The sequence below is a fragment of the Mycobacterium sp. NGS61 genome, assembly GCF_059812325.1.
This window is the reverse complement of the sequence record NZ_JCALCL010000012.1, coordinates 15,972-27,640: the sequence shown is the minus strand read 5'-3', so window position 1 is coordinate 27,640 and position 11,669 is coordinate 15,972. Positions and strand designations below refer to the sequence as shown.

Sequence of the window (11,669 nt, the reverse complement as noted above, 5' to 3'; positions counted from 1 at the left end):
GGCTCAGCGTGCTGTGTTGGCGACGATCTCCACCCCGCTGCCGTTCCAGCGGAACTTCACAACGCTGCCCACGCCCAGCGCATTCGGATACGTCAGCGCTACCGTGTCACCGGTGCTGTGCGTGCCGTCGATGCCGTTGAATCCGTAGGTGTCCGGCACCCCCTGGGGAATGAATTTACCCAGGTGGAACAGCACCGCGCGCGTCGTCGGATTGTCGCCGTTGGTGTTGGCCTTGATGATCACCGCCGACAATTGCGCGCACTCGTTGTAGTTGCCGGCTATCGGTTCGGGGTTCCACGGTTGCTGGCTGCGTGGGTCGCGGGGAAGTTCGGACACCGCCTTCGCGATGGTGGGCGCAGCCAGATTGACCGCACACGGGTCGGCGGGCGCGGCGCTGCTGGGCGGGACCGTGGTCGGCGCGGCAGCGCTACCCGGAGCTCCAGGCGTGGTGACGGCCGAAGAAGGCTTGGTGGCCTGCGGTGTCTTGGCCACCGTCGAGTCGCCTGACCCGCACCCGACTGACGTCACCGCCGCCGCCACGACACACAGGCCTGCGGCACACCGAACAACCATTGACACATCGGGCACGGTACCGCCACCGGTCCTGCGGGTGCGGCAGGCATGGCCGCGGGCCCGGGACGCCTTAGACTTCATCTCCTGATGGATAACCCGGACAACCTTCCCGCGACGTTCGCCGACCTGCAGATTCCGGAGCCGGTCATGCGCGCGATCAACGACGTCGGTTACGAGTCGCCGACCGGCATCCAGGCCGCCACCATTCCGGCGCTGATGGCAGGCACCGACGTCGTCGGTCTGGCTCAGACCGGGACGGGCAAGACCGCGGCATTCGCGATCCCGATCCTGTCCAAGATCGACACCACCGGCAAAGCGACCCAGGCGCTGGTCCTGGCGCCCACCCGGGAGCTGGCCCTGCAGGTCGCCGAGGCGTTCAGCCGCTACGGAGCCCACCTGCCGCAACTGAACGTGTTGCCGATCTATGGCGGCGCGTCCTACGGCGTGCAGTTGGCCGGCCTCAGACGTGGAGCCCACATTGTCGTCGGTACGCCCGGCCGGGTCATCGATCACCTCGAACGCGGGACGCTGGACCTGTCTCGGGTGGACTACCTGGTGCTCGACGAGGCCGACGAGATGCTCACCATGGGCTTCGCCGAAGAGGTCGACCGGATCCTGTCCGAGACCCCGGAATACAAACAGGTCGCCCTCTTCTCGGCGACCATGCCGCCGGCGATCCGCAAGATCACCACCAAGTACCTGCACGATCCGCTGGAAGTCACCTCCAAGGCGAAAACCGCCACCGCCGAGAACATTTCGCAGCGCTACATTCAGGTGGCCGGACCGCGCAAGATGGACGCGCTGACCCGCGTGCTCGAAGTCGAGCCGTTCGAGGCCATGATCGTGTTCGTGCGCACCAAGCAGGCCACCGAAGAGGTGGCCGAAAAGCTGCGTGCGAGAGGATTTTCCGCGGCCGCCATCAACGGCGACATTCCGCAGGCTGCTCGGGAACGGACCATCTCGGCTCTCAAAGACGGCACCATCGACATCCTGGTCGCCACCGACGTCGCGGCCCGCGGCCTGGACGTCGAACGTATCTCGCACGTGCTCAACTACGACATCCCGCACGACACCGAGTCCTACGTGCACCGGATCGGTCGGACCGGCCGGGCCGGCCGCAAAGGTTCGGCGTTGTTGTTCGTCTCGCCGCGAGAACGCCACCTGCTCAAGGCCATCGAGAAGGCGACCCGGCAACCCCTCACCGAGGCGGCGTTGCCCACCGTCGAGGACGTCAACGCCCAACGGGTCGCCAAATTCGCCGACTCGATCACCAATGCCCTAGGGGGGCAGGGGATCGAGTTGTTCCGCCGCCTGGTCGAGGATTACGAACGCGAGCACGACGTGCCGATGGCGGACATCGCCGCGGCGCTGGCGCTGCAGTCCCGCGATGGTGAGGCCTTCCTGCTCGCCCCCGACCCGCCGCCGGAGCGACGGGAGCGGGACCGGCGCGGTCACGAAGACCGACCCGAAAGGCCGCGACAGACAAGGCCTTTCACCACCTATCGGATCGATGTGGGCAAGCGGCACAAGATCGGGCCGGGTGCCATCGTCGGGGCCATCGCCAACGAAGGTGGTCTGCACCGCAGCGATTTCGGTCACATCGCCATCGGCCCGGACTTCTCCATGGTCGAACTGCCGGCCAAGTTGCCCCGGGCGGTGCTCAAAAAGCTTGAACAGACCCGCATCTCGGGGGTCTTGATCAACCTTCGACCCGATCGCAACCCCGGCAAGGGCAAGCCCGCGCACCACGGCAGCGGCAAGCCACGCCGGAAGCGGGACGGATGACCCTGTCCCAGGCCGAGGACGCCCAAGGCGGCCTCGAGCAGACCTCCGGCGTCGACCGGGTCGCATCGCTCACCGGCGTCCGGGCGGTCGCGGCGCTGCTGGTCGTCGGGACCCACGCCGCCTACACGACCGGCAAGTACACCCACGGCTACTGGGGTCTGTTCGGTGCGCGACTGGAGATCGGGGTACCGATCTTCTTCGTGCTGTCCGGTTTCCTGCTGTTCCGGCCGTGGGTGAAGTCGGCAGCCACCGGCAGTCCCTGGCCGTCGTTGAGTCGCTATGCGCGACACCGGGTTCGGCGCATCATGCCCGCCTACGTCGTCACCGTGTTGGTCGCCTACGTGCTGTATCACTACCACGAAGCCGGCCCGAATCCCGGCCACAGTTGGCTGGGCCTGATCCGCAACGTGACGTTGACCCAGATCTACACCGACGGCTACCTCGGCAAGTATCTGCACCAGGGCCTCACCCAGATGTGGAGCCTGGCCGTCGAGGCGTCGTTCTATGTGCTGCTGCCGGCGTTGGCCTACCTGCTTTTGGTGCTGATGTGCCGACGCCAGTGGCGCCCCAAGGTGCTGGTGGCGGCCATCCTGCTGATGATGCTGATCAGCCCCGGTTGGTTGGTGCTGGTGCACACCGACCGGCTGTTTCCCGACGGCGCCAGATTGTGGTTGCCGACCTATCTCGCCTGGTTCCTGGGCGGCATGCTGCTGACCGTGCTGCAGGCGATGGGGGTGCGTGCCTACGCGGCGGTGGCCATACCGTTGGCGATCGTCTGTTACTTCATCGTGTCCACCCCGATCGCGGGGGCCCCGACCACCTCGCCCGCCTCGCTGCCCGAGGCGCTGTGGAAGACCATCTTCTACGCGGTGATCGCCACGCTGGCGGTGGCGCCGCTGGCGTTGGGCGACAAGGGTCGGTATTCCCGGCTGCTGGCCAGTCGGCCGATGGTGTGGCTCGGCGAAATCTCCTACGAGATCTTCCTGATCCACTTCATGACCATGGAGTTCGCGATGGTGCACATCGTGCGGGCGCGGGTCTACACCGGTCCGATGCTCAACCTGTACATCGCGACGGTGGTGGTCACGGTGCCGTTGGCGTGGCTGCTGCATCGGTTGACCCGGGTCAGAGACGCGTAAGCGTGTCCGCGGCGGACGGCACCAGCGCTACCTCGGCGGCTCATCCGCGCCTGACGCTGTTCGCGGTGTGTCTCGCGGTGTTCATGCTGCTGCTGGACATGACCATCGTGTCAGCCGCGTTGGCCAACATCCAGGCGTCGCTGGATGCCGAATTGAGTGGACTGCAGTGGGTGGTGGACGCCTACGCGCTGCCGATGGCGGGACTGCTGCTCACCGCCGCCACCGTGGGCGACCGCCTCGGCCGCAGGCGGCTCTATTTGATCGGGATGACGGTGTTCACCGCGGCCTCCACCGCCTGCGCGCTGGCCGGCAGTATCGAGGCGCTGAACCTGAGCCGGGCCGTGCAGGGGGCGGGTGGGGCGGTGCTGCTCGGCGTCTCGCTGCCGATGGTCGCCGCAGCCTTTCCCGAACAGCGCAGCAGGGGCATCGCGATTGCGATCTACGGCGCGGTGATGGGTGCGGCCGCGGCCGCCGGGCCGTTGCTGGGCGGAGCGCTGGTCGGCGCTTTCGGCTGGGAGTCGATCTTCCTCATCAACGTGCCGATCGGGGCGGTGGCGCTGGGCGTCGCCTGGCGCTATGTGTCGGAAACCCGTGCGGCACAACACCGCCCGCTTGACCTGACGGGCGCCGCGATCCTGTCCGGCGCATTGTTCGCCGGCGTGTACGTGTTGATCGAAGGTAACCGCCGCGGCTGGACCGACCCGGTGATCCTGACGCTCGGTGCGGCCGCCGTGGCCGGCCTGCTGGCGTTCTGCTGGTGGGAGTCCCGCGTCAGCGCGCCGATGCTCGACCTGAGCGTGGTGCGCCGGCCCGGGTTCGCGGGGGTGTCGATCGCGGCCTTCGCGGCGGCCGGAACGTTGATTGCGTCTACCAACTATCTGGCGCTGTATCTGATGAACACGTTGGGATACAGCCCTTTCCAGTCGGGACTGCGTGCTCTGCCGTTGACCGTCGCCTGTGTGGTGGGCGCCCCGCTGGCCATGGTGGCCGCCCGGTACGCGCCGGCCTGGACGTCGATCCCGGGCGGGGTGGTGCTGATCGCAGCGGGGTTGTGGCTGATGACCGGCGTCACCGAAACCACGCAGTGGACACACTTCATCGCGGGGTCGATCGTGGCCGGCCTCGGCCTGGGCGGCCTGTTCGCGCTGACCTCGGACATCGCACTGCAATTCGTCCCTGCCGAGGACGCCGGGATGGCGACCGGGGCGGTCAGCACCGTTCGGCAGACCGGCATCCTGGCCGGGGTCGCCGGGCTCGGTGCCCTCTTCAGCCGACATGCCGCCGACGGCGCGTCGGCCGGTCTGAGCAAACTGGCCGGTGTGCCTTCCGGGCCCCGGCAGGTGCTGGTCGACCGGTTGTCCGCCGGTGCCGGTCTGCGGGTGCTCGACTTTCTGCCCGACGAGCTCAAACCGGCGGTGCCCGTCATCGCCCGGGTAGCCCGGCAGGCCAGCGCCGACGGTATGCAGGCGGCGCTGGTGGCGGCCGCCGTCGCCGCGACGCTGGCCGCGGTCGCGGCGGCGATACTGATCGCACTGGGAGCCCGTCGCACGTCGTAACGCTGTTTGCTGACAATCGCCCTGGGTAACCTGCGAATACCATGATGGGCGACGCGAGCATCATCCCCGCAACCGCTGGCGGCCGCTACAGCGTTGTGATTTCGACCAACCCGGCAGATATCGAAGCCGCGCAGCGGTTGCGTTATCAGACCTTTGCCGAGGAGATGGGCGCGGCGCTGCCCCGGGCGATTCCGGGTCCGCTGACCGGGGAGATGATCGATGTCGACCAATTCGATCCGTACAGCGAGCACCTGCTCGTCCGCGACGAATCGGCCGGGCAGATCGTCGGCTGTTACCGACTGCTGCCGCCCGACGGTGCCCGCGCGGCCGGTGGGATATTCGCCGACACGATCTTCGACATCGGCGGTTTGAATGCGCTGCGGCCCACGCTGGTCGAACTCGGCCGCGCGAGCGTGCATCCCGAGCACCGCAGCGGCGCGGTGATGGGCCTGTTGTGGGCGGGCATCATCCGCTATCAGGAACTGACCGGCCACGAATGGGGCGTGGGCTGCCTGTCGGTCCGGATGGAGGGCGGTGGGCCGCGGGGAGCCCTGGTGCGCGGTGTGCGCGACTTCGCGTTCGGTGCGCATCCGGCGCCTCCGCAATACCGGGTCACGCCCCGAAACCCGGTGCGGGTCAACGGTTTGAGTCTCTCGGAGCTACCCGACCCGGGCCGGGTGCGCATCCCGCCGATGGTGCAGGGTTCGTTGCGGATCGGCGGACTGATCTGCGGTGAACCCTCTTACGACGCGGACTTCGACATGGCCGATTTCGTGGTGCTGATCAACAGGTCGATGGTGCGTGGACGCTACCTGGAGCGGTTGACGCGCGCGCATGCCCATGCCTGAACACACCGATCTGCTCGGCATCGGTTTCGGCCCGTCCAACCTCGCGCTGGCGATCGCGCTGGCCGAGTTGGACCGCGAGGCGGTGTTCGTCGAGGCGCAGCCCGAGTTCGGTTGGCACCGTGGAATGTTGCTGCCGGGCGCCAGAATGCAGATCCCGTTTCTCAAGGATCTGGTCACATTACGAAACGCCAAGAGCCACTTTACTTTTCTGAACTACCTGAGTGAGCGTGGCCGGATCGTCGACTTCATCGGTCGGCATACGATGTTTCCGAGCCGGATGGAGTTCCATGACTATCTGGCATGGGCCGCAGCCGGGCTCGGCGCCGACGTCCGTTACGGGCAGCGCATTGTCGAGATGACGGCGGACGATTCGGGCATGCTGGTGCGCGCGGAGTCCGGGTGGGCGATGCACGCCGGTGCCCTGGTGCTCGGCACCGGCCTGTGCCCGATGCTGCCGCACGGCAGGTCCGAAACCTCCCGGCAGTGGCACAGCCACCGCCTGCTGTCCCGTCTTGCTGCCCTCGATGTTGCTGACCCGAAACGATTCGCGGTGGTCGGCGCGGGGCAGAGCGCAGCGGAAGTAGCCAGCTACCTGCATCAGACCTACCCCGCGACCGAAGTGCGCGCGGTCTTCACCCGCTACGGATACAGCGTGGCCGACGACAGCCCTTACGCGAATCGCATCTTCGATCCGTCAGCCGTGGACGACTTCTACACAGCCGACCAGTCACTGCGACAACGACTCCTCGATTACCACCGGTCGACCAACTACTCGGCGGTGGATGCGGAACTGATCGACGCACTCTATGCGCGCGAGTACGCCGAACGGGTGTCCGGCGAGCGCCGATTCTTCATCGACAATGCATCCGAAATTACTGCCACGCAGGAACATTCGGATGGGGTGCAGGTGACGATCACCCACCTGATCGACCACTCGCAGCAGACCCTGGACTGCGATGCAGTGATCTACGCGACGGGCTATGCGCCGCTGGATGTCCGGCACTTCCTGGGCGAGCTGGCCTGTCTTTACCAGTTCGACCCGGCGGGGCGCCCGCTGGTCACCCGGGATTACCGACTGGTGCCCACGTCAGCGGCGCCCGGGGACATCTATCTGAACGGCTCGGTAGAGCACACGCACGGGTTGGGCTCCACTTTGTTGTCGAACGTCGCGGTGCGAGCCGGGGAAATTGCGGCGAACTTTGCCGCTCGGCCATGACCGACCCAGCGTGATAGGTTACCCTTACCTAAGTTGATGGGAGGCGAGGATGGCCGAAACGAAGGCGTCGCGGGGCTGGCAAGGCACCGTGCTCAAGCTGATGGGTGCCGGGGACTACCGCCTCACCGTGACCCGCCGACGGGGGATCAGTCCGCACTACCTGAGGGTGAGCTTCGAGGACGGCGGGATGTTGGCCGCGCATGCGGTGCACCCGACGATGTGGATCCGAATGTGGTTTGCCGACGGCGACCGTTCGCACCAACGCGGCTACACCCTCGTCGACCCGGATCCACAGGCGGGCACCTTCGACGTCGAGTTCGCCTTGCACGACGGGGTCGCTTCGGACTGGGCACGCAGCGCGCAACCGGGTGACACCATCGACGCGACGGTACTGGGCAGCAAGTTCGCCATCCCGGAACCGGCGCCCACCGGGTACGTCATCGTCGGCGACACCGCCTCGCTGCCGGCCATCAACTCCCTGCTGGGTGCGATCGGCGACGCCCCGGCGCGGGTGTTTCTGGAGGCCGGTTGTGACGACGACAAGAACTTGCCGGTGGCCCGCAACGCCGATGTCGTCTGGGTGGATCGGCACAGCGCGGACGAGTCGCTGATCGAGACAGTGCGCGCGGCGGCGTTCGACGCCGGCGACCACTTCGGTTGGGTCGCGTGCAGTATGCGTACCACGCGCTCGGTAGCCCGCGTACTGCGGGAAGAATTTGGGATACCACGCAAATCTATTAAGGCGCAGGCCTATTGGACGAACTGACCGGTGATACCACCGGGACGACGAACTCTTCGATCATTGCCTGTTCGTCATCCTCGTCGCGGCCGGGGAACATCAGCAGCGAGATGATCATCCGCACCGTCCAGCGCGCGCGGCGTTGCACCACGGCGGGGTCGTCGGGTCCCAGCGAATTCAGAAAGTTGGAGGCCAGGGCGGTGATCACCTCGGACTGCCCGGCCAGTTCGCCACCGATCGGCAGCACGGTGGACCCGAACCACGCTGACAGCGCCGGACTTTCGCGCACCATCCGCAATGTGGCGCTGATGCCGGCGACCAGTCGCTGGTGTGGATCCCCGACCCGTTCGATCGCCTGCAGGATCTTTCGGCCCAGTCGGTGCGTCTCCCGGTGCACATAAGCGGTGCGCAGCGCCTCCCGGCTGTCGAAGTACCGGTACAGCGTTGCCCGTGAACACCCTGCGGCTCTGGCGATTTCGTTCATGCCGACCGAGGAAGGATCCTGTTCGGTGAACAGTCGCTCGGCGGCATCGAGGATGCGGTCGGCAGCGGCTTCGCTGCGGCGATCGGCCAGCCAGTCCATCAGGCCTTGATCCTGATCGGCACCGACAGCGGACGGCGTACGTAGCTACCACCGGACCACACCGGTTCGCCGACCTCGAAATCGGGGCAGCGACTGAGTAGTTCGGTCAACGCGACCCGGGATTGCATGCGTGCCGCGGCCGCGCCCAGGCAGTGGTGTGCGCCATGACTGAAAGTCAGGATGTTGCGCGGGCGACGCCGCACATCGAGTTCGCCTGCGTCAGAACCATATACGCGCTCGTCGCGGTTAGCCGAGCCGTACACCAACAGCACCCGGCGCCCGGCCGGGATGGTGGTGTCCTCGATCGTGACGTCGCGGGTTGCGGTGCGGGCCAGGTTCTGTGCCGGTGAGGTGAGTCGCAACAGTTCGTCGACCGCGTCCGGGATCAGGCCGGGGTCATCGACCAGCAGCTGTCGCTGATCGGGCCGTTCATACAGCAAAGGCATTGAGCCACCCAGCATTCCGGTGACGGTGTCGTTTCCGCCGGTGACCATGGTGAAGGTGAAGCCCAGGATCGACAGGATGCCGGCCATATCGCCGTCGGTGCCCACCCCGGCGGCCACCAGGTGCGAGATGGTGTCGTCCTCGGGTTCGGTGCGGCGCCGTTCGATCAGTGCGGTGAAATATGCCATCATGGTCCCGACTGCGTCGCCGACGGTTTCCAGCGCGCTGACGATGCCGCCCTCGGCGGTGTTGGCCGCGACGATGGCCTGGGTCCAGCCGTCGAACTGCGCCCAATCCTCTTCGGGCACACCGAGATAATGCGCCACCACCATCGAGGGCAGCGGCTTGAACAGCTCGGTGACGATGTCGCCACCCCCGTTGGCGCGGATCTTCTCGATTCGTTCGACGACGAATTCGCGCACCTTGGGTTCGACGGCCTCGACCTGTCGCGGGGTGAATCCCCGGGACACCAGTTTGCGAAACTGCGTGTGCACCGGCGGGTCCTGCATCACCATGGGCGGGTTGTCCCGCAGCCCGATCATGTCCAGGTCGCCGTAGTTGACGGTCAGACCTTCCGCGGAGGAGAACGTCCGGTGGTCGCGGGCGGCGGACCAGACGTCGGCGTGGCGGGTCAGCACGTAGTAGTCGTGCTCGGGATGTCCCGGCGGGACGACGTGGTGCACCGGGTCGTGGTCGCGCAGCGCTTTGTACATCGGCCAGGGGTTGGCCCAGGTCTCGGCGGTGGCCAAGACGAACTTCGCCGGAACTTCATGAGACACTAAAGCAGTCATGTCTTATTCGTACGACAGATAAAGAATGATGTCAACTGCCCGCTTTCCCCTTACCGCTAAATGATCAGAGTCTTTGGCGCCGTAGGCGGGTTGGGTATCGTTGACGGCTTTGGCGGGCGCCGAGCAACGCCAAGTCGGGGGGTGCTGCGAAAGGTACCGTCACCTCTCGCACTGAGAGGTTGAGAATGGTGGCACCGTAGGCGCTGGGTAAATGGGATCGATCGGTGCCCATTTCGCCGACAGCGCTGCCACGCCTCAAGCGATACCACCGTGACCGGCGAATCAACATCAGGCTGCGCGCAAGACGCAGGGTCACTTGCACGCCGGAACACGACCCTAGATGCATCATCAGGTGCGTACACATTATCGACTCACGCTCGCGTCGACGGGTTTGTGGTGGCCGGGGGGCGACCAATCATAAGCCTTGGCGTGGCTTGCGGGACCCTGCGCGACAGCACACCGCGGCGATTGTTCCTACCGCGGCTATCGTTCATACAATCAATTGCTGCGCGGGAGGTAGCTCGTCGAATGGATGGAACACCCTTCGGTCGCTATCAGTTGATTGAGAAGGTCGGCGAGGGTGGCATGGGTGAGGTGTGGCGAGCCCACGACTCGCAAATGAATCGCATCGTAGCGCTGAAGGTTTTGCCAGCCCATTTCGCCAGCGATCGAACGTTTCAGGAGCGGTTTCGCCGGGAAGCGCAATGTGCCGCCGGGCTCGATGAACCGCACGTTGTCCCGATCTACGACTTTGGTGAGACGGATGGCCGGCTATACATCGCTATGAGACTAATAGCCGGACAGGATTTGCTGTCACTGCTGAAGAGCGGGCCTCTAAAGCCGCGCCGAGCGGTGAAGATCATCGAACAAATTGCCTCCGCTCTACAAGCCGCACACGAGATTGGGCTTGTTCACCGCGACATCAAACCGTCCAACATCTTGGTCGCGCAGGACGACTTCGCCTACCTGATCGATTTCGGTATCGCGCGAACCGCCGAACAAACCGGTTTGACCAGCACCGGTATCGCAATAGGCACCTGGGCCTACATGTCCCCCGAACGGCTCAACACCGGAACCGCCGATGCCAGCGCCGATATTTACGCATTGACGTGCGTCCTGCACGAGGCACTGACCGGACAGCGCCCGTTCCCCGGGGACAGCCTCGAGCAGCAAATTGTCGGACACCTCACCACGCCGCCGCCGCGACCCTCAACGATGGACGCCTCAGTGCCGCAATCGATGGACGAGGTGATCGCGATTGGGATGGCCAAGAATCCTGAAGACCGGTACTCGACTGCCCGCGAGCTCGTCAAAAGCGCTAGATCCGCTTTACGTAAACCAGCAGATTTCGGCCATGCTCGCCGGCGCGATCTCCAAACCGAAAGCCCACACAGCGACGCGGCCGCGCCGACAGAACCGGCACCATTGGACCCCGCGCCTGCCCAAGGCCCGCGTATCTCCCTCACCACAGCACAGTGGCTGATACTCGGCGCGGTCGTGTTACTGCTCTTGCTCTTACTGCTTCGGTGGTTGGGCGCCTCCAGCCACGGCGAACTGACCGCATCGCTCGAGCATGTTCGCACGCAGAGGACAACGATCGCGAGAAGACAGACAACTACCACGGCTCTGACAACGCAGCTGCTACAAATCCAGACGTCGTCGCCGACCACTACAACAGAAGAGGCAGCGTCGACGCGAACGAACTCGGACGCACAATTCTTAGCGGACTGGCATGGACAGGGGCACAAAACCTTAGTGGGTGACGACGCCGAAGTGCAAGGCGCTCACTATGTATGTATTGCAATGGAGGATCAACGAGGCGCCCCTGTTGCCTGGGTCCGGCAGCAGTTCAACCTCGGACAGGACGCTGCTGTGGCGTTTATCAATACCGCGGCGACCCACTACTGCCCCGAGTGGAGGTTAGGCGACTAACCAGATGCCGAGCCGAACCGCCGCGCACTTGGCAGCGGCGCAGGTCAAACTGCACCCAGGGCA

Annotated in this window: 10 protein-coding genes; 7 read left to right on the top strand and 3 right to left on the bottom strand. The window is 65.6% G+C overall.

The window, feature by feature from the left end:
* Positions 1 to 3: 3 nt before the first annotated feature.
* Positions 4 to 573, bottom strand: coding sequence for an LppP/LprE family lipoprotein (locus AC5Y3Z_RS21235; RefSeq protein ID WP_463826815.1), 570 nt, complete (start codon positions 571 to 573; stop codon positions 4 to 6).
* A gap of 87 nt (positions 574 to 660) precedes the next feature.
* Between AC5Y3Z_RS21235 and AC5Y3Z_RS21230 the strand changes: the two genes are divergently transcribed.
* The 6 genes from AC5Y3Z_RS21230 to AC5Y3Z_RS21205 are packed head-to-tail and all read left to right on the top strand — an operon-like array spanning position 661 to position 7,883.
* Positions 661 to 2,358 carry a DEAD/DEAH box helicase gene (locus AC5Y3Z_RS21230; RefSeq protein WP_463826685.1) on the top strand — a complete coding sequence of 566 codons (1,698 nt, stop codon included), beginning with the start codon at positions 661 to 663 and terminating at the stop codon, positions 2,356 to 2,358.
* On the top strand, positions 2,355 to 3,497 hold the full coding sequence (locus AC5Y3Z_RS21225; protein ID WP_463826684.1) for an acyltransferase family protein: 1,143 nt from the start codon (positions 2,355 to 2,357) through the stop codon (positions 3,495 to 3,497). Before AC5Y3Z_RS21230 ends, AC5Y3Z_RS21225 begins: the two co-directional genes overlap by 4 nt.
* Positions 3,498 to 3,547: 50 nt before the next feature.
* Entirely contained in the window at positions 3,548 to 5,053 is a 1,506-nt protein-coding gene (locus AC5Y3Z_RS21220; protein WP_463826814.1) for a DHA2 family efflux MFS transporter permease subunit, read from the top strand.
* Between the two features lie 41 nt (positions 5,054 to 5,094).
* Positions 5,095 to 5,901, top strand: a complete 807-nt coding sequence (locus tag AC5Y3Z_RS21215) for a GNAT family N-acetyltransferase (protein WP_463826683.1) — start codon at positions 5,095 to 5,097, stop codon at positions 5,899 to 5,901.
* Positions 5,888 to 7,117: a lysine N(6)-hydroxylase/L-ornithine N(5)-oxygenase family protein gene (locus AC5Y3Z_RS21210; protein ID WP_473140168.1), complete on the top strand. Its 1,230-nt coding sequence runs from the start codon at positions 5,888 to 5,890 to the stop codon at positions 7,115 to 7,117. Before AC5Y3Z_RS21215 ends, AC5Y3Z_RS21210 begins: the two co-directional genes overlap by 14 nt.
* A 49-nt stretch (positions 7,118 to 7,166) precedes the next feature.
* Entirely contained in the window at positions 7,167 to 7,883 is a 717-nt protein-coding gene (locus tag AC5Y3Z_RS21205; RefSeq protein WP_463826681.1) for a siderophore-interacting protein, read from the top strand.
* Here the strand turns inward: AC5Y3Z_RS21205 and AC5Y3Z_RS21200 are convergent.
* Positions 7,855 to 8,439 carry a TetR/AcrR family transcriptional regulator gene (locus AC5Y3Z_RS21200; RefSeq protein ID WP_463826680.1) on the bottom strand — a complete coding sequence of 195 codons (585 nt, stop codon included), beginning with the start codon at positions 8,437 to 8,439 and terminating at the stop codon, positions 7,855 to 7,857. The two genes, AC5Y3Z_RS21205 and AC5Y3Z_RS21200, sit on opposite strands and share 29 nt — an antisense overlap.
* A complete protein-coding gene (locus tag AC5Y3Z_RS21195) occupies positions 8,439 to 9,674 on the bottom strand; it encodes a cytochrome P450 (protein WP_463826679.1) in 1,236 nt (411 codons plus the stop codon). Before AC5Y3Z_RS21195 ends, AC5Y3Z_RS21200 begins: the two co-directional genes overlap by 1 nt.
* A gap of 528 nt (positions 9,675 to 10,202) precedes the next feature.
* Between AC5Y3Z_RS21195 and AC5Y3Z_RS21190 the strand changes: the two genes are divergently transcribed.
* Positions 10,203 to 11,606, top strand: a complete 1,404-nt coding sequence (locus AC5Y3Z_RS21190; protein WP_463826678.1) for a serine/threonine-protein kinase — start codon at positions 10,203 to 10,205, stop codon at positions 11,604 to 11,606.
* Positions 11,607 to 11,669 lie beyond the last annotated feature (63 nt).

Coding starts and splice junctions, on each gene's coding strand:
- AC5Y3Z_RS21200 (WP_463826680.1), bottom strand. CDS start 8,439: ATGGACTGGCTGGCCGATCGCCGCAGCGAAGCCGCTGCCGACCGCATC.
- AC5Y3Z_RS21210 (WP_473140168.1), top strand. CDS start 5,888: ATGCCCATGCCTGAACACACCGATCTGCTCGGCATCGGTTTCGGCCCG.
- AC5Y3Z_RS21235 (WP_463826815.1), bottom strand. CDS start 573: ATGGTTGTTCGGTGTGCCGCAGGCCTGTGTGTCGTGGCGGCGGCGGTG.
- AC5Y3Z_RS21195 (WP_463826679.1), bottom strand. CDS start 9,674: ATGACTGCTTTAGTGTCTCATGAAGTTCCGGCGAAGTTCGTCTTGGCC.
- AC5Y3Z_RS21205 (WP_463826681.1), top strand. CDS start 7,167: ATGGCCGAAACGAAGGCGTCGCGGGGCTGGCAAGGCACCGTGCTCAAG.
- AC5Y3Z_RS21225 (WP_463826684.1), top strand. CDS start 2,355: ATGACCCTGTCCCAGGCCGAGGACGCCCAAGGCGGCCTCGAGCAGACC.
- AC5Y3Z_RS21215 (WP_463826683.1), top strand. CDS start 5,095: ATGATGGGCGACGCGAGCATCATCCCCGCAACCGCTGGCGGCCGCTAC.
- AC5Y3Z_RS21230 (WP_463826685.1), top strand. CDS start 661: ATGGATAACCCGGACAACCTTCCCGCGACGTTCGCCGACCTGCAGATT.
- AC5Y3Z_RS21190 (WP_463826678.1), top strand. CDS start 10,203: ATGGATGGAACACCCTTCGGTCGCTATCAGTTGATTGAGAAGGTCGGC.